The 22,572-nt window shown below is 54.6% G+C and carries 18 protein-coding genes; 13 read left to right on the forward strand and 5 right to left on the reverse strand.

Translation table 11 applies throughout. The features are described from left to right. Positions 1–2 precede the first annotated feature (2 nt). Positions 3–1,532: a YifB family Mg chelatase-like AAA ATPase gene (locus tag HP555_RS08795; RefSeq protein WP_199261621.1), complete on the reverse strand. Its 1,530-nt coding sequence runs from the start codon at positions 1,530–1,532 to the stop codon at positions 3–5. Then, on the reverse strand, positions 1,532–2,380 hold the full coding sequence (locus HP555_RS08800; RefSeq protein ID WP_199261623.1) for a tRNA1(Val) (adenine(37)-N6)-methyltransferase: 849 nt from the start codon (positions 2,378–2,380) through the stop codon (positions 1,532–1,534). The genes HP555_RS08795 and HP555_RS08800 overlap by 1 nt, the downstream gene beginning before the upstream one ends. A gap of 110 nt (positions 2,381–2,490) precedes the next feature. Between HP555_RS08800 and queD the strand changes: the two genes are divergently transcribed. The 3 genes from queD to tviB all read left to right on the forward strand — a co-directional run bounded on the left by queD (position 2,491) and on the right by tviB (position 4,894). Further along, on the forward strand, positions 2,491–2,859 hold the full coding sequence (queD, locus tag HP555_RS08805; RefSeq protein WP_199261625.1) for a 6-carboxytetrahydropterin synthase QueD: 369 nt from the start codon (positions 2,491–2,493) through the stop codon (positions 2,857–2,859). After that, positions 2,852–3,520, forward strand: coding sequence for a radical SAM protein (locus HP555_RS08810; RefSeq protein ID WP_199261627.1), 669 nt, complete (start codon positions 2,852–2,854; stop codon positions 3,518–3,520). The genes queD and HP555_RS08810 overlap by 8 nt, the downstream gene beginning before the upstream one ends. Before the next feature lie 96 nt (positions 3,521–3,616). Continuing rightward, positions 3,617–4,894 carry a Vi polysaccharide biosynthesis UDP-N-acetylglucosamine C-6 dehydrogenase TviB gene (tviB, locus tag HP555_RS08815; protein WP_199261629.1) on the forward strand — a complete coding sequence of 426 codons (1,278 nt, stop codon included), beginning with the start codon at positions 3,617–3,619 and terminating at the stop codon, positions 4,892–4,894. Positions 4,895–5,019: 125 nt separating this feature from the next. Here the strand turns inward: tviB and HP555_RS08820 are convergent, their stop codons facing one another. Both HP555_RS08820 and HP555_RS08825 read right to left on the reverse strand, forming a co-directional pair. Continuing rightward, positions 5,020–5,391 (reverse strand): pyridoxamine 5'-phosphate oxidase family protein, encoded by a 372-nt coding sequence (locus HP555_RS08820; RefSeq protein ID WP_199261631.1) that lies wholly within the window; start codon positions 5,389–5,391, stop codon positions 5,020–5,022. 35 nt (positions 5,392–5,426) lie between these two features. Further along, on the reverse strand, positions 5,427–6,548 hold the full coding sequence (locus HP555_RS08825) for a DUF2157 domain-containing protein (RefSeq protein WP_408639849.1): 1,122 nt from the start codon (positions 6,546–6,548) through the stop codon (positions 5,427–5,429). 465 nt (positions 6,549–7,013) lie between these two features. Between HP555_RS08825 and HP555_RS08830 the strand changes: the two genes are divergently transcribed. From HP555_RS08830 to HP555_RS08840, 3 genes are all read left to right on the forward strand, one after another. Continuing rightward, the gene (locus tag HP555_RS08830) at positions 7,014–8,036 is read left to right on the forward strand and encodes an asparaginase (RefSeq protein WP_408639850.1); all 1,023 of its coding nucleotides are present in this window, start codon (positions 7,014–7,016) and stop codon (positions 8,034–8,036) included. Positions 8,037–8,303: 267 nt separating this feature from the next. Beyond that, positions 8,304–8,927 carry a hypothetical protein gene (locus HP555_RS08835; RefSeq protein WP_199261636.1) on the forward strand — a complete coding sequence of 208 codons (624 nt, stop codon included), beginning with the start codon at positions 8,304–8,306 and terminating at the stop codon, positions 8,925–8,927. Between the two features lie 269 nt (positions 8,928–9,196). Further along, positions 9,197–10,354, forward strand: coding sequence for a hypothetical protein (locus tag HP555_RS08840; RefSeq protein WP_199261638.1), 1,158 nt, complete (start codon positions 9,197–9,199; stop codon positions 10,352–10,354). Positions 10,355–10,414: 60 nt separating this feature from the next. Here the strand turns inward: HP555_RS08840 and HP555_RS08845 are convergent, their stop codons facing one another. After that, the gene (locus HP555_RS08845) at positions 10,415–11,341 is read right to left on the reverse strand and encodes a sulfite exporter TauE/SafE family protein (RefSeq protein WP_199261640.1); all 927 of its coding nucleotides are present in this window, start codon (positions 11,339–11,341) and stop codon (positions 10,415–10,417) included. Between the two features lie 526 nt (positions 11,342–11,867). Here HP555_RS08845 and HP555_RS08850 point away from each other — a divergent pair. From HP555_RS08850 to hdrA2, 7 genes are all read left to right on the forward strand, one after another. Beyond that, positions 11,868–12,143, forward strand: coding sequence for a 4Fe-4S dicluster domain-containing protein (locus HP555_RS08850; RefSeq protein WP_199261642.1), 276 nt, complete (start codon positions 11,868–11,870; stop codon positions 12,141–12,143). A gap of 24 nt (positions 12,144–12,167) precedes the next feature. Continuing rightward, positions 12,168–13,313, forward strand: a complete 1,146-nt coding sequence (locus HP555_RS08855; protein ID WP_199261643.1) for a 2-oxoacid:acceptor oxidoreductase subunit alpha — start codon at positions 12,168–12,170, stop codon at positions 13,311–13,313. 4 nt (positions 13,314–13,317) lie between these two features. After that, the gene (locus tag HP555_RS08860; RefSeq protein WP_199261645.1) at positions 13,318–14,166 is read left to right on the forward strand and encodes a 2-oxoacid:ferredoxin oxidoreductase subunit beta; all 849 of its coding nucleotides are present in this window, start codon (positions 13,318–13,320) and stop codon (positions 14,164–14,166) included. A 31-nt stretch (positions 14,167–14,197) separates the two neighbouring features. Next, positions 14,198–14,800 (forward strand): 2-oxoacid:acceptor oxidoreductase family protein, encoded by a 603-nt coding sequence (locus HP555_RS08865; RefSeq protein ID WP_199261647.1) that lies wholly within the window; start codon positions 14,198–14,200, stop codon positions 14,798–14,800. Then, on the forward strand, positions 14,797–18,195 hold the full coding sequence (locus tag HP555_RS08870) for an FAD-dependent oxidoreductase (protein ID WP_199261649.1): 3,399 nt from the start codon (positions 14,797–14,799) through the stop codon (positions 18,193–18,195). The genes HP555_RS08865 and HP555_RS08870 overlap by 4 nt, the downstream gene beginning before the upstream one ends. Next, positions 18,185–19,795 carry a hydrogenase iron-sulfur subunit gene (locus HP555_RS08875; protein ID WP_199261651.1) on the forward strand — a complete coding sequence of 537 codons (1,611 nt, stop codon included), beginning with the start codon at positions 18,185–18,187 and terminating at the stop codon, positions 19,793–19,795. Before HP555_RS08870 ends, HP555_RS08875 begins: the two co-directional genes overlap by 11 nt. Positions 19,796–19,922: 127 nt before the next feature. Continuing rightward, on the forward strand, positions 19,923–22,358 hold the full coding sequence (hdrA2, locus tag HP555_RS08880) for a CoB-CoM heterodisulfide reductase HdrA2 (RefSeq protein WP_199261652.1): 2,436 nt from the start codon (positions 19,923–19,925) through the stop codon (positions 22,356–22,358). Positions 22,359–22,572: the final 214 nt, after the last annotated feature.

Raw genomic sequence — 22,572 nt, forward strand, 5'->3', positions numbered from 1 at the left:
TTTTAAAGTTCGAACTGAAGACGACGGTACTGCACCGCCTCAGCCACATGGGCTGTCTGCAAGGTTTTCGCCCCATCCAGATCAGCAATGGTCCGGGCAATCTTGAGAATCCGGTGGTAGGCACGGGCGGAAAGACCCAGACGCTGGATAGCCTGGTTGAGCAGTTCAGCTGATCCGGTATCGAGCCGGCAGAACCGTTTGACGTCTTTGCTGCTCATCTGGGCATTACAGTGGAGTGCAGCAGAGCCTGCAAATCGTTGCTGCTGGCGGGATCTGGCCTGATTGACCCTTTCTCTGATGCATGCTGACGACTCGCCGGTCGGTTGGCCGATCAGCTCTTTGACAGGAACCGAGGGCACCTCGATATGCATGTCAATGCGATCCAGCAGCGGGCCGGATAAGCGGCTCCGATAACGGTGGATCTGCGGGGGTGTGCAGGTACAGCTGCGGAACTGGTCGCCGAGAAATCCGCACGGACAGGGATTCATCGCTGCCACCAGCATGAAGCGCGCCGGGAAACTCAAGCTGCTTGCTGCACGTGCTATGGTTACAGCCCCGTCCTCCAAGGGCTGGCGGAGCACTTCCAGAACGTGTTTTTTAAATTCCGGCAGTTCGTCGAGAAACAGTACGCCGTTATGGGCAAGGGAGACCTCACCGGGACGGGGGATCTGACCGCCGCCGATCAGACCGGCATCGGAGACGGTGTGGTGCGGTGAACGGAAAGGCCGTGTTACCAGCAGCGGTGTTTTTTCCGGGAGCACACCGGCGATGGAGAACACCTTGGTGGTTTCAATGGCCTCTGCAAGTGTGAGATCCGGGAGGATAGTGGGCAGACGTCGGGCCATCATGGTCTTGCCGGTTCCCGGAGTGCCGCTGAGCAGAATATTATGGCCGCCGCTGGCAGCGATCTCCAGGGCCCGTTTGGCATAGTCTTGACCTTTGACATCGGCAAAGTCAACGGGATAGTGATTCTTACCGGCAAAAAGGGTAACCGGATCAACGGTGACCGGAACAGGTGAGATGTGTCCGGTGAGTACCTCCACGGCCTGGTCAAGCCGCTCGATACCGTAGACGTCAAGACCCTGGACAATGGCTGCTTCAGCCGCGTTTTCAGCCGGAAGGAGAAAACGGTTCACTCCCGCCTCGTGGATGGCCAGGGCCATGGGAAGGATACCGGGAATAGGGCGAAGAGAGCCATCTAAAGACAGTTCGCCGATGATCGCTGTCTGTTCGAGCTTATCACCGGGTATTATCCCGGCTGCCGCCAGAATACCCAGGGCAATGGGCAGGTCGTAGCCGGTGCCTTCTTTTTTTACTGCTGCCGGTGCCAGATTGACGGTGATCCGTCGCTGCGGGAATTCATAACCGGCATTTTTAATGGCCGCCCGTACTCGATCCTTGGCCTCGCGCACCGCCCCCTCGGCCAGGCCGACTGTAGAAAAAGAGGGGAGTCCCTGGGCAAGATCAACCTCTACCTGTACAGGAAAACCGTCAACTCCAAAGACGGAACAGCTGATCACTGTGGCAAGCATTATGTCTCCTCATACAGTGCCTGCATGGCAGCAGAATAGGTGCTGTCGCGGCCGGTGTATATAAAAAATGGGGCGAGCAGTTCAAGCTGTTCCCCGCCGTTTTTCACAGCTTCGACCACTATCAGACAGGCATTGGCAGCCTGCGGATGGGAGTAGACCGGCTGGAGCCTTTTGGGGGTGAGACGGTGACTGTGCAGGGCTGCAAACAGGGCGTTGCAACGGCGGGCCGGATAGATGAAGACGACCTTGCCCCGGTTTTTCACGGCAAAGGCCGAGGCCCGGGCAAAATCGTTGATATTGCCCCGGAGCTCGTGGCGGGCGGAGGCAGCCTGCCTGTTTTGGTTGAGACGGCCGGTGTGTTGTTGGCGGTACGGCGGGTTGCTGACAACGAGATCGTATGACTCCGGCCTTAGTACTGAACCCGGTGCCCGCAGGTCTCCCCGCAGGATGGCGCAACGTTGTTCATAGCCGTTCTGTCTGATATTGGCTGTAGCCAGATCAGCCAGTTCAGCTTGCACTTCCAGGCCGTCAACCAGGATGTGAGGATGACGGTAAGCCAGGATCAGGCTGATAACACCACAACCGCAACCAAGATCAAGAACCCGCTGTCCTTTTTTGGGAACAGAGGAGTGGGCGACAAGGACCGCATCCACAGAGAAACGGTACCCGTTTCGGTGCTGTCGGCAGATAAGCCGACCGGCAAAGAGACTGTCATCGGTTACTTCGTCAGCAACAGGAGAGGTGGCGGACACGGCGTGATGGCCGGTCTGCTGAATTTCACTGCCGCACAAAACTGGCAGAGACGGGGTATTTGTGGTAGAGAGGGCAGTCTTTGGTAATGCTGTCATGGCAATAAAATAACACGTTTGTTCTCATTTGACGACGCCTGTCTGCAGGCTGCCGGCCGGCGGCGGCTAGGAGACCAGCATGACATCTTTTGGAAGGGAGATCGAGATCTATGGATATTTTTATTCAAACCCACTTTTCCGGAGGTCATCATCTTCGGGCCTACCCGGGGAACTGTGAAAATCCCCATGGCCATAACTGGCATGTCAAGGTGACGGTACGTGCTGCACAGCTGGATAAACTCGGCATGGGTATTGATTTCAGGCAGTTGAAAAAGGCGGTCAATGCAGTGGTGGACGAGCTCGACCATCGCGATCTGAACGAACTTCCCGCCTTTCAGGCAGTCAATCCCTCTTCAGAGCACATTGCCATGTATCTTTTTCAGCGTCTGCAGGAACCGTTGCAGAGTGAACGGTATCGGCTGTACAGTGTTGAAGTACGGGAGACCGAATCCACAGGAGTTATCTACTACGGTGACTGAGACACTGCGGGTCTGCGAGCTTTTTTACTCGATCCAGGGTGAGTCCACCCGGGCTGGCCTGCCCTGCCTTTTTATTCGCCTGGCCGGTTGCAATCTCAGGTGTTCATACTGTGATGCCTCGTACACCTGGCAGGAGGAGGGGCACCTGATGCAGGTGGCCGAACTTCTGGCCTGGGTTGATGCAACTCCCGGAGTCATGGTGGAGGTCACCGGTGGCGAGCCGATGAGTCAGCCGGGAACTGTGCCGCTGATGCGATCATTGCTCGCAGCGGGACGATCGGTTTTGCTTGAAACCAACGGCAGCCTGTGTCTTGAAAAGGTGCCCGATGGGGTTGGCATTATTATGGATGTGAAGTGCCCTGGTTCGGGTATGGCGGCCTCCGGCCTGGCGGAAAACATCGGTGTTTTACAGCAACGACAGCTACGCGGATGCCGGGATGAGGTCAAATTCGTGCTCAGCTCAGCAGATGATTTTCATTGGGCGCGTACATACGTGGAGACACACCGACTGCCTTCTTTTCTGCCGGTCCTGTTTTCACCGGTACAGTCGCAATTTCCGCCTGCTGCCCTGGCTGAACTGCTGCTTGCCTCCCGGCTTAATGTGCGCCTGCAGGTACAACTGCACACCCTGCTGTGGCCGGGTCTGACCAGGGGTGTTTGAAGAGACAGAAAATGCTTCCGCTTGCGGCTGTTTCCCCCTATACTTTCAGCAAGGTCTCATCCCAATATTTTTCTTTTACTGTTTGAGGAAATCCGCATGCCTGCAGTGGAAACCACCTGCGTTGGAATTATCGGCCTCGGCTATGTCGGTCTGCCGCTGGCCGTGGAATTCAGTAAAAAACGACCAACCATCGGTTTTGATTTAAAGACTGATCGTATTGAAGAGTTGCGCCGTGCTGTTGATGTTACCCGCGAGGTAAGCACCGAAGAGTTGCAACAGGCGGGTGAACTGTACTTTACCAGTGATGTCGAAGAGCTGCGTCGGTGCAGTGTGTATATCGTGGCCGTCCCGACACCGATCGATTCCAATAAACGACCTGACCTGACGCCGCTGACCAGGGCATCTAAAACCGTGGCCACAGTGCTTGAAGATGGTGATGTGGTGATTTACGAGTCCACTGTCTATCCCGGTGCCACTGAAGAGGTCTGTGTACCGATTCTGGAACGGGATTCAGGGCTGGTCTTTAACCGTGATTTTTTTGTCGGCTACAGCCCGGAACGAGTCAATCCCGGTGATCGCCAGCACCGGTTGCCGACCATTGTCAAGGTCACCTCCGGATCAACTCCTGAAATTGCCGACTTTGTTGACGCCCTGTACGGTCAGATCATCACTGCCGGCACGTTCAAGGCCGGTTCCATCCGGGTGGCTGAGGCGGCCAAGGTCATTGAGAACACACAGCGCGACGTCAATATTGCCCTGGTCAATGAGTTGGCCCTGATCTTTAACCGTCTGGGCATTGACACTCTGGAGGTGTTACAGGCAGCCGGTACCAAGTGGAACTTCCTGCCGTTCCGCCCCGGACTGGTCGGCGGACACTGCATCGGCGTGGATCCCTACTACCTCACGCATAAGGCGCAGGAGGTCGGGTACCATCCGGAGATGATCCTGGCCGGTCGACGGCTCAATGACGATATGGGGCGCTACATTGCCTCGGAAACGGTCAAGTTGATGCTCAGGCGACGCATCCACGTGGCTGATTCCCAGATCCTCATCCTTGGACTCACCTTTAAGGAGAACTGCCCGGATCTGCGCAATACCCGGGTTATCGACATCATTGAAGAGTTACACTCCTTTGGAGCACAGGTTGAGGTCTATGATCCATGGGTGGATCAGGAAGAGGCCCGTCGTCTGTACGGCGTTACCATGGTCGATTCTCTTCGTGAAGGCCGCTACGATGCGGTTATCCTGGCGGTGGCCCACCAGGAGTTTGTCGCCATGACACCGGCAGCTGTGCGTAATCTCTGTAAACCCTCTGCCATTATCTACGATGTTAAACATACCCTGCCAGCCGAAGTGATTGACGGCAGCCTCTAGCTGCAGCTCGTTGGGTGCAGATGTCTGTACGCATCAGCACCCAAGGCTCTCCGGTTCAGGAAGACTGCTGCCCAGGGCCTCCTGAGCGTAGGATCAGGGGGCGAACAGCGTTTTTCCGTCTGTCTTTACAGGGTCTGGGTGACGGATTCGATGGTGATGACCAGGACCGCACGCAACCAGGTAAACTTTGCCTTCATACCGTCAAAATCCGGGCCGGAGGTGACAAAGGAGCCCTGCCCTCGAATTAAAAAACCAGTACCCGGTCCATGCAGGCCGCTCACTTCACGGCTTCCCAGGGTGAGCAGTACCTTGGGATTGCTGCTGATGTTTGCCTCTGTTGTGTGCATACGGCCGGCAGGGATGAGCAGGCGCTGGTCTGCCGACAGGGTGAGGTAACTGTTCCAGGTGTTGACCAGGTGTGGTTCATCTTTTCCCTGTGTGGCAATGGCGACCACACCTTCATTCTGCATAACTTTCAGCAACGGTTCCGGTAGCATCTTTATCTCTCCTGTCCATGTACTTTTTGATGTGACTAACAGTTGGTCCTGGTTGTGTCTGTTTTCGCGTCGGTATCGCCGGGTGTTGTGTGATCGTGCCTTATTCCCAGGTTCCAGATCGCTTCGGCACGACTGCCTATGTACCAAAAACTGAGAGCAAGCACTGTAAAAAAGGCCGCTTTATGGATGGTATCCCAAAAATATTCAAAGTAGCGTGTATACAGATTTATACATAAGAATGTCAGGCCAAAGCCGCGGAGAACAGCATCATCTTTTTTCAGGCCGTACCAGACAGCAGCGATTGAAGCGGCACCGAAAAGCAGAGACCAATGAAAAAGTTCATACTGTTGCACCTGCTGCCATTGCCTCATATCACCGTAGTTGCCGAAAATAGACATGATCCACAGGGCAATGAACAGGTGCAGCAGGCCGATGACCTTTGTTTGCGGTGACATGGAGAGGATGCGCGTTTTGAGTGTTTTATCGTTTTTGTCAGAGGCGATATTTTGTCCTTCTATTCCGGCAATGGCCAGGATGGCACCAAAGAGAACAAAACGTAGCGGATAGTTCATGCCTAAAAAGTACGCCCCATAACCGGAGACGTAGCCGGTTTCTGTCCCCATCCAGCCACTCAACGACAGCAGTCCAAACACCCAGACAAGCGCCGATGGAAACCAGAGGCCGAGCAGCGCATAGAGGACGGAGGCGATGAGAAACAGCAAAGAGAAGTGGCCGCTGCCTGTATCCACGGCCACACCAAGATAAAAGACAGCCCCGGCCAGGGTCAAGACACCGAGGAAAAAGACGGCTTCATTGCTGTAGACCCGGTGGGGGTACTTTTTTCGTAAAAACAGGCCATACTGAAAGAGACCGGCTGCTGCAACTGCAAAAAATGCACACTTGCCGATTGCCGGTGCCTTGAAGATGCGCATCAGAAGCTCTGCAAGCACCTTGTCGGCTGCAACTGCGCCAGCTGCAATCACCAGGCAGACGATGGCAATGGAAAAGGCGTAGCGGGCGGTCTTTTGCCAATCAAAGGTGGCAATGGTAAGCGATGCCCTCAGCTGATGGCCGGTGGCCGCATCAATGACACCGTTATCCTGCCACTGGGCAACTGTACGCATCACAATGCTGTGCTGCTTTCGTGTCAGCACAATGTGGGGTTGCGGTTCTGTTTTTTTCATTGTTTTTCCGGTACGTTCGTTTTTTGTCATGGAGCAATTTTCCGGCAGAGCTACTGCAGGCCGTTTAGCACTTTATTGCCTGGACCGCAATATACTCTGCCATCAACGTTCTCTGCAGCCACGACCGGTCATCTCCATCGTGTATTTTATGCAGGCGTGTTGCAGTGAGTAAAGTTCAAAAATGATGGCCGGGCATTCTGGAACAAGTCGTCTTTAAATGGCATAACCTGCTGCAGGTACAGACGGGCAACGCATCTGTTTGTTTCCAGTTGGTTGCCCATTGATCGGAATATGTCGGTCATAAATCGACTTGACCCTCTCTATCGTACCTGTTACGAAAAAGATAAATCATCTTTATCATTCATCTGCAACAGAGGAGGAACGCTTATGAAGCGAGCATCAATCAGAGCGTTGAGGTGTCATCTGACTGTCATCGTCATGGCTTTCAGTCTGTTTCTTTCGCCGCTGTCCGCTTGGGCGGAGCTGCCGGTGGTGGTGCTTATTGCCACAGGAGGAACCATTGCCATGAAGATTGATCCAGTCAAAAAGGCACCGGTGCCCGCTATCTCCGGGGAAGATCTTCTGACCACCGTGCCTGAGATTGCCGAGTTTGCCCGTATCGAAGTGCAGAACCTGTCAAATGTACCGTCCGATTACATGGACGCAGCACGCTGGATAGAGCTGCAGAAGGCTGTGGTTGCCACCCTTGCCCGACCTGAGGTGGCTGGAGTGATTGTCTCTCACGGTACAGACACCCTTGAAGAGACTGCCTACTTTCTTGATCTCTCGGTTGCCGGCGACAAACCCGTTGTACTGATCGGGGCACAGCGGAACGCTTCGGAAAAAGATTTTGACGGGCCGCGGAATCTGCTGAATGCTGCCCGGATCTGTGTCTCACCTGATGCTACAAACAAAGGAGCCATGATTGCACTGAACAACCAGATCAATGCTGCCCGGGATGTGACTAAAACACACACTTCAGATGTGGAGACCTTCAAGTCCGGTGATTTTGGGTTCCTCGGAGTGGTGGACAACGATCAGGTGCTCTTTTATCGTGCTCCTCTGCGCAGACAGCACATTCCACTGACCAGGGACGAGCTTTCGTATGTGGAGATTGTGCCCATGTATGGCGGTGCCGACGGCAGGCTGATCAGGGCAGCGGTGGATGGAGGAGCCAAAGGCATTGTCATTGAAGCCCTTGGCTGGGGCAACGTCAATATTCCCATGTATGAGGCAATTAAAGAGGCCATTGCAAAAGATGTGGTTGTGGTTATTTCCACACGGGTTCCCAATGGCAGGGTGCTCCCTGTGTATGGATTCCAGGGAGGCGGCAGCACGCTGAAAGAGGTGGGTGCTGTTTTTGCCGATAACCTGAGCCCGCAAAAGGCAAGAATTCTTCTTTTACTTGCGCTGCAGGAGCCCCTGAAAGTAGAGCAACTGCAGGCCTACTATGATCGATAGGTTCTGTTGCGATAAACAAACCCCGCAGTCAGGGTAAAGAACTGATCTGTGGGCGGGGTTCTTTGTCCTTATCACAACCGACCTGTTGACCATTTTGCAGAGAACATGCAGTAGACTTGACAACCATTTTTATAACGGAACCAAAGGGAAACAGACCTCCAGCTGTCTGCATCAGTTAAACTCTCTCCAGAGCATCAGACAATGCATCGTTTTTTCTACCTTTTATCGGCGTGTTTTTGCAGCGGAGTTCTGTTCACAGCACCTCCATTGGTTTGGAGCGCGAAACAACCGGGGATTGTCAAAGATCCTGCAGCCACCACAAAACCTGCTACTACCACAAAACCTGCGACCACCACGAAAAAGACAACCAGTGCCGGTGCAGGGAGATCCAGCAGTTCCAGCTACAGTAACGAGGAGTTTGGTTTTTCTTTCAGTTATCCTGCAACATGGGTTGTGCTGCCTGGAGCCATTCCTGACGAACAGGTGAGGGTGGTCAACCAGGAGGAGTACCCTGTTGCGGAGTGCGCGTTGATTGTGAAGCGCTTTCCCAGGGCGGCAAACGCCGGACAGGGTGATATTGATCAGATATTCATCACGCCACCGACCACGGCCGAACTTGAAGAGGTGTTGGGCGAGGGTGGTGATACGATCAAGGTGACCAGGGCCGACAGCGGTCATCTGCATAAACGGCCGGCACACGTTGGTCGAGTTCATTATAAAATTAATACCAATGTCTATGCTTCAGGCCTGGTTGTCATGACCGCAACACCCGGTTTGACCTGGACTCTGTCGTGTAGCGGGTTGGGCGAAACCCCGGCGGTTGCTGAAAAGAATTTTCAGTTTTGGCAAGACGCTGTCAATAAACTTGTTGCATCGTTCATTTTTAAATAATCGGTGATCATACTTCTGCGTATACCTTCAGCCGGGGGACCTTCTTGCTGTTGAGAACAGGGAGAGGGGCCTGGGTGGGGGTGACGCTCCAGCAACCGGGGGAGCAATATATTTCCGGTTGCAAGATAAGCGCCGGGTGGTTGGAAGGAAGACTTCTTGTTGCTGACGAATGAGGTTTTTTTATGTGCAGTGTGTTTAGACAATGTTTTTTCTTGGTACTTCTGGGTTTGTTATCGGTTGATCCGCAGACGGTGCATGCCGCTAAAACCATGAAGCTTCATCCAGCAACACCCCAGCCTTCCCGTTTTGTCGTCCGGGGCACTTCCCTGTTTGATCTGCACCATCCAGACCGCCCTGTTTTTTTCAAAGGTATGGGATATTCCCCGTTTTTGCCGGGCGAGACACCGGTTTTAGGAGATCCGCCCGGAAATGATGACCGGTATGTTCAGCATCTGGCCCTGATGACAGACATGAACGTCAACTACATCCATATCTTTCCCCGGCTGATGCCGACGAAATTTTTCGAGGCCCTGGACAAAACCGACCTTGTTTACGGTCAGGATATATGGATATGGGCCTATGAGGAAGATTTTCTGGCCCCTGCCTTTCAAGAGAAAACGTTCAATGACATTAAGGAGGTAATCGATCATACCTACCGGGCAGGCCGTCCGGATCGGTTGGTCCTTTTTTCCATAGGTGATGAGCTGCAGGCCAAATGTGTTGAGTCCACCAACGCTCGCCATCCCAAGGTCCGTGATTACAGGGGAAAGCATCTGACCGTCACCAATCGTACCGCCACCGAAGTGGCCATGGCTCAACTGGTGGACAGGGCCATGGACTATGAACTGAGCCGTTATGGCCGTCGTCATCTGTACTGCCATACCAGTTGGACGCATATCGGGCCGATTGCCGATCGATCCGATCTCGAAGTCTCCACTGCGGACATTCTGGTGCCGGACATGGGTGATCTGATGTGCCTCAACGTCTACACCTATGCCAACGGAGTTCGCACCTCACCGCCGGGCTCTGTAACCGGTTCCACCTATCAGGGGTATCTTGAACAACTGGCCAGAGAGTCGCAACAGCCCATTCTTATTACCCAGGCGGGGCTGTCAACCTCACCCTTTGAACCAAAGCCCTGGGTTCCGGGGTTTGGCGGCCATGCGATCAAAGATGTGCCGAAAACGTTTCGCTCGATATGGCAGGATATTCGTACGGCCAAGGGCAGTGAACAGTACAGTGGACTGGTATTTTTTGAACTGCACGATGAGTGGTGGAAGAGCGCCAAGGGACCGGAGCAGGCCATGCATCAGGACGTCGATGATCCGGAACAGTGGTTTGGTGTTTACAGCGTGGGGAAGGGAAACACCTTGAAGGCCAAAGGATCGATTCCGGCAACAGTTGCTGAACTGTTTGGCGAAGATTAAAAGTCACAACCGAAATTCCCTGGTGCAGCGTGCCTGGTGATCGACCGGGCACGCTTTTTTTTATGCAAAAAATTCCAGGATGTATTTGAGAGCCGTACCAGCCATGATGATAACGAGCATCCACTTGATCACTCCGGCTGGGACGAATTTCTGGCAGCGGGCTCCCAGGTACATCCCTGCCATACCTCCCAGACCGAAAAGGAGCCCCAGGAACCAGTCCGGTGCCACTGATAGATGAGGATAGAAGGGAGCAATGGCTGTATAAAAGGCCACTCCAGCCACTGAAGTAACAAAGGTCCCCATGAGGGCGGCACCGGCAATCGTGTAAACGGGCAGTTTGAAAAAGGTGACAAGAAAGGGGGCGATGATCGCACCGCCGCCAATGCCGTAGATCCCGCCGATGATCCCAACGATGAAGCAAAGTAAAAAAACACCGGCTACCGGCAGAGTGTAGGTTTCGCCCTGATAGGTATATGCGATCCTTTGCAGGGTGCACCCGGTGACAGTAACTGTTGCCGGCGATCCGCGGGTCACGGTGGCTGTGGAGGTACCTTCAGGTGCATTGGCGGGACCAGGTTGAGCTGCATGCCGGGAGACAGACAGGTCTCTGACCATTTTACCGGCAATGTAGAGGAGGACGGCGGCGGCGAACAGTTTGAAGCTGTGTGGATCACGAAGGCCGGTGACCCGGACAAGGGCGCCGATGAGTACCCCGGGCAGCGTGCCGAGAACCACGGCCCATGCCAGAGGCCAGACCATTCGCCCCTCTTTGCAGTAGCGATAAATTCCCGAAGGAATGGCTACAATATTATAGACTTGGTTGGTTGCACTGACGGAAGGGTGAGTGTACCCCAGTACAGACATCTGAAAGGGGAGAAGCAGGAAGGCTCCGGAAATACCGCCCATGGAGGTGAAGAAGGAGACGGCACAGGCCACCAGCGGTGGAATCCAGGGGTCAGTGGTAACACCTGAGACGGCAAACAGCATGATGATGCCCTGAAGAGTAATTGATCCAGACAGTTAGTGCTCATCTGTAACCGTATTGTTCTGAAATATCAAGACGGTTTGCACTGGCTCATCCTCGTAGAGATGGAGGGTGAATGTCGTCGACTTTCCCCTGCTGTACTTTTCCTGTTAGCGTGTTTTTTATGTAGCCGTCCTTTGGACTTTTCTAAAAAAAGAATGTGCTTTTATGCACTGTTTATAGTTTTGCAGGGTGGATGCGATTTCCACCAATCTCTGCCCTGTCCCCTGTACTCACTGTTTTGCCATGGTCTGTGAGGGATCTTGACGGGCAGGGTGGTTGATCGGGTGAAAGAAAAAGAGACAGTGGCATGAAAAGTCCGGCGGTGTCTTTAGTTTTTGGTTGTCCGTCATGATTGCAGCTTGACACTTGCCGGGTTTTTCGGTTTATTCATTGCTTTGCGCCCGGCATCCTGCGGATCATGGCGGTGCCTGAACAGGTTGCTGTGCAACCACGCTCCATATTCAATTTCCACTATAGGCAAAGACTATGACATTTTGGCGAGTACCCCTTGATGCCCAGGAGATTCAGGTCACCAGGGGGATGGTCACCATCATTGAAGATCGCTGCAAAGGGTGCGGCTACTGTATCGAGTTCTGCCCCAGGCACATTCTGCAGTTCAGCGGGCATTTCAATCGTAAGGGGTACCATCCACCGGTGGTCACGAAGTCGGAGGAGTGTGTCAACTGTCATTTTTGTGAAATTATCTGTCCGGAGTTCGCTATTTTTTCGGTTGAATTTGAGCCGGACACCGCCAAAAGTTAACATTTGTCTGTATAAGAGTGTCTTATGAAATCCACTGTGCTTACCGGTGAACATTATATGACCGGCGATGAAGCCTGTGCTGAGGGGGCGATCGCTGCCGGTTGCCGGTTTTTTGGAGCCTATCCGATCACTCCGGCCACTGAAATTGCCGAATGCATGGCGGTCCGACTGCCCGATGTGGGCGGTACCTTTATTCAGATGGAGGATGAGATCGCCGCGATTGCCTCAATCCTGGGTGCCGCCTGGACCGGGGTGAAGGCGATGACGGCAACTTCAGGGCCGGGGTTCAGCCTGATGATGGAGAACCTCGGTCTGGCAGTGTGTACGGAAACACCCTGTGTGCTGGTCAATGTGCAGCGCACCGGTCCTTCCACCGGGTTGCCGACTATGACCGGTCAGGCTGATATGATGCAGGCCCGATGGGGTTCCCACGGCGATTATGAACTGATTGCCCTGGCACCGTCTTCGCCGCAGGACTGCTTCTATCACACTATCCGCGCCTTCAATCTCAGCGAGAAGTACCGGGTGCCGGTGCTGGTCATGGCTGATGAGATTGTCGGTCATATGAGTGAAAAGGTCATTATCCCGGAAGCCGATAAAATCAAGCTGGTGGATCGGCCCAGGCCCCGTGGGCGCAAGGACCGGTTCAAACTCTATGCGCCCGGCCCCAACGGGGTGGCACCAATGCCTGCCATCGGCGATGGGTACAATATCCATGTGACCGGTCTGACCCATGACGAGCGCGGTTATCCGTCAATGACCGTTGAGACCCAGGAAGAGATGATGACCCGGATCAAAAACAAGATCCGCCATAACCTTGACGATATTATTACCACTGAAGAGTATCGGATGGAAGATGCTGACATTGTTCTTGTCAGTTACGGTATTTCGGTGCGCACCGCGCTGGCGGCGGTGGATCGGGCCCGGGAGATGGGGTACCGGGCCGGCTTGTTACAGCTGGTCTCGGTCTGGCCTTTCCCGGAGGCGCTGATCCGCGAGATAGCAACGCGGGTCAGGGGCTTTATCACTGTTGAGATCAATCTCGGCCAGGTGCATTACGAGGTCGAGCGTTGCGCCGGCGGGCAGGCCAAGGCTCTGCTGGTCGGCAGTGCCGGTGGTAAGATCATCCATCCGGACAAGGTACTGGAGTGTATCCAGAAGGAGTTTTAAACCCATGACCACTAATCCGAAAAAGATAACCAGACAGCCGGACCATCCGCTCGATGATCTGATCCGTACTGACCGCATCCCTCATATCTGGTGTCCGGGTTGCGGTATCGGTACCGCCTTTTCTTCATGTCTCAGCGCGATCAAGGCCACGGAAATCCCGTACAACATGTTTACCATGGTCTCGGGCATCGGTTGTTCGGCACGTGGAGCCGGGTATATCAAGCTGGACAGTTTTCATACGACCCATGGCCGGGCCATTCCCTTTGCCAGCGGCATTAAAATGGCCAGACCGGATCTGAAGGTGATCGTGTTTTCCGGTGACGGCGACCTGTTTGCCATCGGTGGTAACCACTTTATCCATGCGGCCAGACGAAATATGGATCTCACCGTCATCTGTGTCAACAATCTGACCTATGGTATGACCGGAGGGCAGGTAGCGGCCACCACCCCCAATATGGCAAAGTCAACGACCACCCCTTTGGGGAATCCGGATTCACCCTTTAATCTACCGCTTTTAGCCTATGCTTCCGGCGCCTCCTATGTTGCCCGCTGGACAATTCTCCACAGTCGCGAACTGACGTCGTCAATCAAAGAGGCCATTACCCGTAAAGGGTTTTCATTCATTGAGGTGCTGTCGCCATGTCCGATCAACTACGGCCGTCGGAATAAAGAAAAACCGATCGACACCCTCAAGCTGTATCAGGAACGCACCATCATCAAGAACGGTGCTGATCCGATCGGGGCGGATATCGATTTTACCAAAGGAGTGGTGATCGGTACCTTCATCAATGCGGATCGCTCCACCTGTGACGATCGTTATACGGCAATTCATCGTCCCTGCAGCGACGATTGATCCCTTTTTCAGCTTTGAACACACAGATACTATGAGTCAACCAGTACAGCAGAGTCAGACCGAAATCATTGTCACGGGTTTCGGCGGCCAGGGCATTATTTTAGCCGGCCGAATTCTTGGTATGGCGGCCTCGCTCGGCGACAAGAAAGAATCCACTCTGGTTCAGGCCTATGGGCCGGAGTCCCGCGGCGGTGCCTGTAATGCCCAGGTCATCATTTCCAACACACCGATTCACTATCCCTATGTCAACACACCCGACATCCTGATTGCCATGTCCCAGGCCGGTTACGACAAGTTTGTCACTGCCCTGGCCGACGACTCGGTGTTGTTGATTGACGAGGATCTGGTTCGTCTGCAACAGGCACCTTGCGACCATTTCGCCATTCCGGCCACACGCATGGCTGAAAACCTCGGCAACAAGATGATGGCCAATATCATTATGCTCGGTTTCTGTACGGCCGTCACCGGGGCGGTGTCGAGCCGGGCGGCGCAGGTGACCATTGCCGACTCCGTTCCCAGGGGAACATCGGAACGCAACATTGAGGCCTTTGGCAAGGGATTTGATTACGGGCTTTCCACCCTTAAGGGTCGACGAAAGGTGGCCGCCGGTCAGGCTGGAGCGCTGGCATCATGAAGCGGGAAAAAGAACGACTGTACCGGGTCATTGTTGCCGGTGCCACGCCGGAAGGTATTGCAGCCACCAACAAGCTGGGGGAGTTGGGCATCCCGGTGACCCTGGTTGATGCTGATCCTGATCTTGATGTGAAGCTTGCCGCTGACAGGTACCGTCTTCCTTCGGGTCTGCCTTTCAACTTTGCCCATCGTCCCGGTCTTATCCGGATTATGCGCAACAGTGCCATTCGAACGCTGCTGCCCGCCAGGATTGAGTCGATTAAACACACTTCCCAGGGGTTCAGCGTCCGCATTGATCAGGAACAGACCTTTGTCGATGCGGATCGTTGTGTTGCCTGCGGTAAGTGTGTTGCAGTCTGTCCGGTGGAGCATCCGGAAAAGGGGCGGGCACTGCGCTTTCACAGTCGCACCGGTCTGCCCGGACGACCGTATATCGACAAGCGGAGACAACCACTGTGTCAGGAGAGCTGTCCTTTGGGGGTGAACGCTCAGGGGTACATCGCCCTGGCAGGCAGAGGTCGGTTTGATGAGGCATTGGCCTTGATACGACGCGATAATATTCTGCCCGGCATCTGTGGCCGGGTCTGCACGCATCCCTGTGAAGAGGCCTGCCGGCGCGGTGGTGTTGACGACCCGGTTTCCATTCGCGCCATCAAACGTTTTCTGGCTGATTACGAGGGAGAAAACACTGCCCGCCTTGAGGCCGCCGGGGCGGCAATGGCAGCCGCCTGTGCACCGGCTCGAAAAGAGAAGGTTGCTATCATCGGCTCCGGCCCGGCAGGCATTGCCGCAGCTGCGGATTTAGCCCGTCAAGGTTACGGTGTCACAGTTTTTGAGAAGGAAGCCGAGGTCGGTGGTCTGCTTCGCTACGGTATCGGTGCACATCGATTGCCCCGTACGATTCTGGATCGGGAAGTCAAACTTATCGAACAGATGGGGGTCACCTTTCTCACGAACAGGAAGGTTGATATCACAGCTGATATTGAACAGCTTCATAAAGAATACGATGCTGTGCTTCTGGGTACCGGTACCTGGTATGACCGCAGAATGGGGATAGAAGGGGAAAACCTGACCGGCGTTGAGGGCTGCCTCGCCTTTCTTGCCCGCCGACAGTGGGATAATCTGACCGGCATGTCAGGGAAGGTTGCTGTGATCGGCGATGGTAACTCCGCCTTTGATCTGGCCCGCACTCTGACACGCATGGGAGCTGCAGTGAGCATCATCAGCTGGTTCGGCATGGACCACATCCCGGCCGACCCGGATGAGGTTCGGGAAGCTGTGGAAGAGGGGGTAACCATTGTCGATGCTGTCCAGGTGGTTGCTTTCCAGGGGCGGGACGGTGTGTTTACCCATCTGGAATGCATGCCGACCAGACCCGGTAAGCCCGACGAACACGGCAGAGCCTGGCCCGTGATTGCTGAAGGGCAGCAATCCTTCCAACTGCCCTTTGATCGGGCCTTTGTTGCCATAGGACAGGTCGGTGGCTACACCCAGGCAAGTTTTGGTGGAGCCATCAGTATCAGCAAACATGGTTTTATTGTGACTGATGAGGAACTGCGCGCTTCAAAAACCGGATTCTACGCAGCTGGAGACACGGTGTCGGGCCCGTCTTCAGTGGTGCAGGCCATGGCTTCAGGTCGTCAGGCTGCGCGCGCCATCCACTGTGATCTCACCGGAGTACAGGAGAAAGCATCAGGCGGCCGACCGGCAGGCAAAGACTTTCGTGCTCTTCCCGAAAATATCTGTCAGCAGATGCGCATCACCATGCCGGAGCGCCCCACCGCTGAACGTAAAAATAGTTTTCAGGAGGTCTCCCTTGGCTACAGCAGCCGGGAAATGGCTGTGGAGGCCGGCCGTTGTCTGCAGTGTGGAGTCTGTTCCGAGTGCCTGGAATGTGTGACTGCCTGTGGACCGCTGGCCGCCATTGATCACTATCAGGAGAAAGCGGAGATTGTTGAACAGTGCGGGGTGGTCATTGTGGCGGATGCGGATATTGTTCCCAATGTGAAGGGGAATGACATTATCCGTGCTCATGGCCCTAAAACAGCACGATCAGATGTGAACGATATGATCGTGCGCGGCTTTGATGCGGCCGGCCAGGCAATGCTGCTGCTGGGAGGAGCTGCCAAAAAGACAAAAGGTCACGGTTTATCGGTTTCCATTCCGGATGCCGGTCTGTCGTCGGAGATCCGTATCGGAGTGTTTGCCTGCCGGTGTAACGATTCACTGGGGTGGCTTGATGCTATGGATGACTATCTTGAACAACTGCCTGCCATCACCCCTCTGGTTGTCCACACTGCAACCCTGACCTCAGCCTGTGTCCAGGATGAGACGGCGACGATTGTACGGACGGTTCGGGAAAAAGGTATCACCCGGATTGTTCTGGCCTCCTGTGTCTGCTGCCCGTTGAATTTTGTGTGCAGCGCCTGTACCGATCAGCGCAGCCGGCTGAAAGACAACCTGTTCCATGGAACCGGTATCAGCCGCTCCATGGTGGAAACCTGTAATCTGCGCGGTGAGATCCTCCGCCTTGTCACCTCTGATCCGGACCTTGCTCTGGAGCGATTTAAGGGGTTGCTTGGCCGGTCGATTAAACGGACACTGCATCTTAAGCCGTTGCCCACGGTAACCCGTAACTACAATTTTACCGCTGCCGTGATCGGCAACTCCCAGGCAACGCTGACCAGTGCCATGACTCTGGCCGATTCCGACCATGAGGTGTTTCGTATCGGTACGGCTGAACAGCCGTTGCAGGATATGGTTGAACACCCCAATATCCATAATTTTTCCGACTGGTCTGTACAGAGTATCAAGGGGACAATCGGTGATTTTCAGATACTTATTGAGGCCGACGGCCAACAGCAGATCCTGCGTGCCGGTACCGTCATTTTAGGGGCAAAGGCACGCAAACGCATCGCCTATACCCATCAGGAAGGTCTGCCCACCACAACTGTAGAGCCGGTGGTTCAGGAGTATGGCACAACGAACATTCCCTTTGCCTACCCGTGTGCAACCTCTGTTCCCGGCTTATTTCTGGCTGAACCGCCGGATATCAATGTCTCGAAACGAAAGAAGGGGAATGCGGCGGCGATGATGGTGGCTGCCGCCATGCCCCGTGGACCGCGCCAGTCCAAAGGGCTGACTGCCGCTGTTGATGAAAAACTCTGCCGGGGGTGCGGTCGTTGTGCCCGGGCCTGTCTCTATCATGCGGTGACGCTGCACCCGAATGAAATCGGCGGCTGGTGTGCCCATGTTGATGAGGCGCTGTGCAAGGGGTGCGGCAACTGTATTTCGGTTTGTCCGACAAGTGCGGCGGACAGCCCCTATCGCAACCGCGCTTTTCTCGAACAGGCTCTTGAAGAGGTGTTGGCACGGGAGACAGCCCATGGCAAATAAAACAGACGATAAAACTCTGAACATCCTGCTGTTTCTCTGCAACTGGGGGGCGCACGCAGCCTTTCTCACCCTGCAGGACCAGCTGCGTCCCATTCCCCACGAGATCCGGATGGTGCGTGTCCCCTGTGCCGGTCGTATTGATCGTGCCATGCTGCTCAAGGCATTTGCACAGGGAGCCGACGGTGTTGCCCTGGTCGGCTGTGAACCGGGTACCTGCCGCTATGGATCCGGTTCTGCAAACTCTCTGCAGAATACGGATGATGTGCAGCGCATCCTGGATATCATGGGACTTGGCCGGGAACGCCTGTGTTTTGGTGCTTTTCTGCCGGAAGAATCGGAAGAGCTGCTGAGCTTTCTGCAAAATTTTGCAGATGAGATCAACGTCCTGGGGCCGGCCGGTATTGAGGCTGTACCGGTGATTTCTGCTCTCAACGCTGATGATCTTCATCAGGAGTTACGACAGCTGGTTGCTGCCTACGATATTCACGCCTGTCAGGATTGTGGTAAATGCACATCAGCATGTCCCCTGGCTCTGATCGGTAAACCTTTTTCCCCGCGTGCCATTGCCTCAGCAGTGATTACCGGAGGTATCCACAGTCCCGGTGTTCAGGAAAACGTCTGGTCCTGTCTGACCTGCGGTCTCTGCTATGACCGTTGTCCTTCAGCGGTGAATTTTCCGGCCTTTATCAAAGAGCTTCGCCACCTCTACCGTCACACTGCACTGCCCGGTCAGGAGGTGCACGGAGGGTTTTTTCATTCTCTGATGCGTTCCATGTCGTCTGCAGCCATCACCCCCAGACGGTGGGGCGGCCTGCCTGATGAGATTCGTACAGACCCGGAGAGTCCGATCCTGTTTTTTGGTGGCTGTGCTCCCTATTACGACATATTTTTTGGGAAGCACAGCAGACCACAGACCAATAAGATCCTCATCGACAGCCTGCGTCTTCTGAACTTTTTTGATGTTGCTCCCCGCCTGCTGACCGATGAACGATGCTGCGGACATGATCTGCTCTGGTCGGGAGACAAGAAGAACTTTGAGCGGTTGGCGCGAATCAATGTTGAGCGGTTGAACGGACTCGGCATAGAAACCGTGATCACCACCTGCCCGGAATGTTACATGACGCTGCATACCACCTATGCTGACGAGGGGCTGGAGCTGAAGTTCAAGGTGGTACATCTGTATGATTTTCTTGAGGAGCAGCTGGATAAAGGAGCTGTTGATTTTGAGCCGTTTGATCAGGTGATCACCTTTCAGGACTCCTGTCGGCTCGGTCGACTGGAGGGTAAGGTCGATCTGCCGCGCAAGTTGCTTAAGCGCCTGCAGCCGGCACGGTTTGTTGAGATGAAAGAGGCGGCGGGTGCATCGATCTGCTGTGGTAACTGTGCCTGGACAGGGTGCGACGGGTATAGCAAGGCTCTGCAGGTCAGGCGGCTGGAACAGGCCCATGCCACCGGCAGTGATCTCCTGGTAACCTCTTGTCCCAAATGCCAGCTGCATCTGGCCTGTGCAATGGAAGACCCGTTCCGTCGCGAGCAGCTGGAGATAGAACTCATGGATCTTACCAGTATCATCGCCCAGACGATCCGCTGGAAGGGCTGAGCGCAGCATCTTCGTGCGCAGGCTGGAGAAGAGACCCTGCCCGTGAACAGTGCTGATTGTCCTTGCATATTGTTTTTTTTACTGACACGAACTTACCCCTGTTTGTACAGGGAATCGGAGAATACCCATGTCAAAAACGTCTACTGCCAATCCTGCTGTTAAAGCCGCCGGTCCTGCTGAACCGCGCATCGGAGTTTACGTCTGCCACTGCGGGCTGAATATTGCCCAGACCGTGGATTGTCCCAAGGTCGCTCAAGAGGCAGCCGACTCCAGCGGTGTCGTGGTGTCAAAGGATATTGTGTATGCCTGTTCAGAACCGGGGCAGCAGGAGATCAAGCAGGACATCATTGACAACGGGCTTGACCGGGTGGTGATCGCCTCCTGTTCACCGCGGTTGCATGAGACGACCTTTAAGAAGATGGCCGAGGCCGCTGGCATCAACCCGTACATGGTCGATATGGCGAACCTGCGCGAGCAGTGCAGCTGGGTGCATATGAAAGACCGGGAAAATGCCACTGTCAAGGCAAAGACCCTGGTTGACATGGCGATCTCACGGGTCCGTCAACTTGAACCGCTCTATGAGGATACCTTGCCGCTTATTCAGAAAAGTCTGGTGATCGGTGGCGGGATTGCCGGTATTCAGGCGGCACTTGACCTGGCGGACAGCGGCTATGATGTTGTTCTGGTGGAGAAGAATCCATCCATCGGCGGCGTGATGGCGCAGATCGATAAAACTTTTCCAACCATGGACTGTTCGATTTGAATCTTAGGTCCTAAGATGACGGATGTCGGTCGACATCCACGAATACAGCTGTTGACGTTAAGTGAAGTTGTTGATGTGAAGGGATATGTTGGCAACTTCAAAGTGAAAATCCTTAAGAAAGCCCGTTATGTTGATGAGACAAGCTGCACGGCATGCGGGGACTGTGCCCAGGTGTGTCCGGTGGTGCGTCCTGACGAGTTCAACGTGGGACTCGGTTCCCGCAAGGCAATTTACAGTCCCTTTCCCCAGGCGGTGCCATCGAGTTATCTGATCAATGCCAAAGAGTGTCTTGGTCCCAATCCGTCGGTTTGCTCCAAATGTGTGGAGGTCTGCGCTAAAGGGTGCATTAACTTTCACATGTCTGACGAGGAGATTATCGCAGAGGTGGGCACGATCATCGTTGCCACCGGTCTCCAACCTTATGATCCGGCAGAGATGGACGAGTACGGGTATACCCGTTTTGACAACGTGCTGACCAGTCTTGAGTTTGAACGGTTGGTGAATGCGGGCGGCCCCACCAAGGGTGAGCTTATCCGCCCTTCAGACCGCAGACTCCCCGGATCCGTAGGCTTTATTCAGTGTGTCGGCTCAAGATCGGCCACCAAAGGCGGCCACTACTGCTCCAATATCTGCTGTATGAATACCGTCAAGTCGACCCTCATCCTGAAGGAACACTATCCTGACATGGAGGTGAAGGTCTTCTATATCGACATCCGTGCTTTTGGTAAAGGCTTTGAAGACCTGTATACCCGGAGTCGGCGGTTGGGCACCCAGTATATTCGAGGTCTGCCCGGCTCAGTTGCAGAGACGGATGATGGCAGGTTGCGGGTGGCGGTGGAAAATGGAGCAACCGGCATCCTGGAGTTTCATGAGCTCGATATGCTGGTCCTGGCGCAGGGCATGAAACCGGCGCCTTCGACTCAACGCCTGCAGGAGATCATGGGGCTGCAGCTGACCTCGGACGGATTTTATCTTGAGGCACACCCCAAGTTGCAACCAGTGGATGCAGCCACCCGGGGTATCTTCTATGCGGGCTGTGCCGAAGGCCCTAAAGATATCAAGGAGAGTGTCACTCAGGCATCTGCCGCGGCCATGCGTGCTGTTCGCCTGATGCACAGGGGGGAGATCACCACGGAACCGATCACCTCCTTCATCATCACCGAAAAATGTAAGGCCTGTGGCAAGTGTGCCGAGGTTTGCCCGTACAATGCCATTACGGTGGATGTCAAGGCCAAGAAGCCGGCCGTGGTCAATGCGGCGGCCTGTGCCGGTTGCGGTACCTGCGCGGCTGAGTGTCGATTTGATGCCATCAGCATGAATCATTTCACCGATGCGCAGATCTTAGGTCAGGTCAACAGCATGCTTGACACGGCACCGGAGAGCAAGATCCTTGCCTTTGCCTGCAACTGGTGTTCGTATGCCGGTGCCGACTATGCCGGTGTGTCAAGACTGCAGTATCCTGCCAACGTCCATCTTATCCGGGTGATGTGCTCAGGTCGGGTGGATGAGAAGTTTATCTGGGAAGGGTTTCGCCGGGGGGCACCGATCGTGCTGGTAAGCGGCTGTCATATCGGGGACTGTCACTATATTGATGCCAATCACTGGACCGCAAAACGGGTTGAGCGTATCCGTAAGAAGATGGAGAAGATCGGTGTGCGACCGGAACGGCTCCAGCTGGAATGGATCAGCGCTGCAGAAGGGATTCGTTTTGCAGAAACAATGCGACGGATGGAGGAGCTGCGCCGGAGTGTCACGGCAGAGGAGATTGCCGAGACACAGAATATTCTGAGTAAACTGTAGTTCGGATCCGTTTCCACGCCGACTATTTTACTTCTTTACTGCTGAGCAGGTGTTCACAACCGGGTGCGATACTCATGATGCCCTTGTACCCGGTTGTCATGCTGCTGCACCAGATGTTGGAACCGGACAAAGGCCGCTGTGACCGGAGGACGATAAGGTGGGGTAAAAGGCAGGCTCAGAGAGCTGCTGAAGAAAAATACCCTGTGCACGCCTG

The organism is Desulfobulbus oligotrophicus (assembly GCF_016446285.1).
GTDB lineage: Bacteria > Desulfobacterota > Desulfobulbia > Desulfobulbales > Desulfobulbaceae > Desulfobulbus > Desulfobulbus oligotrophicus.

What these genes read in the sequence shown, in the direction of transcription:
- HP555_RS08795 (WP_199261621.1), bottom strand. Translation starts at nt 1,532, where the DNA reads ATGCTTGCCACAGTGATCAGCTGTTCCGTCTTTGGAGTTGACGGTTTT.
- HP555_RS08800 (WP_199261623.1), bottom strand. Translation starts at nt 2,380, where the DNA reads ATGACAGCATTACCAAAGACTGCCCTCTCTACCACAAATACCCCGTCT.
- queD (WP_199261625.1), top strand. Translation starts at nt 2,491, where the DNA reads ATGGATATTTTTATTCAAACCCACTTTTCCGGAGGTCATCATCTTCGG.
- tviB (WP_199261629.1), top strand. Translation starts at nt 3,617, where the DNA reads ATGCCTGCAGTGGAAACCACCTGCGTTGGAATTATCGGCCTCGGCTAT.
- HP555_RS08820 (WP_199261631.1), bottom strand. Translation starts at nt 5,391, where the DNA reads ATGCTACCGGAACCGTTGCTGAAAGTTATGCAGAATGAAGGTGTGGTC.
- HP555_RS08830 (WP_408639850.1), top strand. Translation starts at nt 7,014, where the DNA reads ATGGCTTTCAGTCTGTTTCTTTCGCCGCTGTCCGCTTGGGCGGAGCTG.
- HP555_RS08840 (WP_199261638.1), top strand. Translation starts at nt 9,197, where the DNA reads ATGAAGCTTCATCCAGCAACACCCCAGCCTTCCCGTTTTGTCGTCCGG.
- HP555_RS08845 (WP_199261640.1), bottom strand. Translation starts at nt 11,341, where the DNA reads ATGCTGTTTGCCGTCTCAGGTGTTACCACTGACCCCTGGATTCCACCG.
- HP555_RS08850 (WP_199261642.1), top strand. Translation starts at nt 11,868, where the DNA reads ATGACATTTTGGCGAGTACCCCTTGATGCCCAGGAGATTCAGGTCACC.
- HP555_RS08855 (WP_199261643.1), top strand. Translation starts at nt 12,168, where the DNA reads ATGAAATCCACTGTGCTTACCGGTGAACATTATATGACCGGCGATGAA.
- HP555_RS08860 (WP_199261645.1), top strand. Translation starts at nt 13,318, where the DNA reads ATGACCACTAATCCGAAAAAGATAACCAGACAGCCGGACCATCCGCTC.
- HP555_RS08865 (WP_199261647.1), top strand. Translation starts at nt 14,198, where the DNA reads ATGAGTCAACCAGTACAGCAGAGTCAGACCGAAATCATTGTCACGGGT.
- HP555_RS08870 (WP_199261649.1), top strand. Translation starts at nt 14,797, where the DNA reads ATGAAGCGGGAAAAAGAACGACTGTACCGGGTCATTGTTGCCGGTGCC.
- HP555_RS08875 (WP_199261651.1), top strand. Translation starts at nt 18,185, where the DNA reads ATGGCAAATAAAACAGACGATAAAACTCTGAACATCCTGCTGTTTCTC.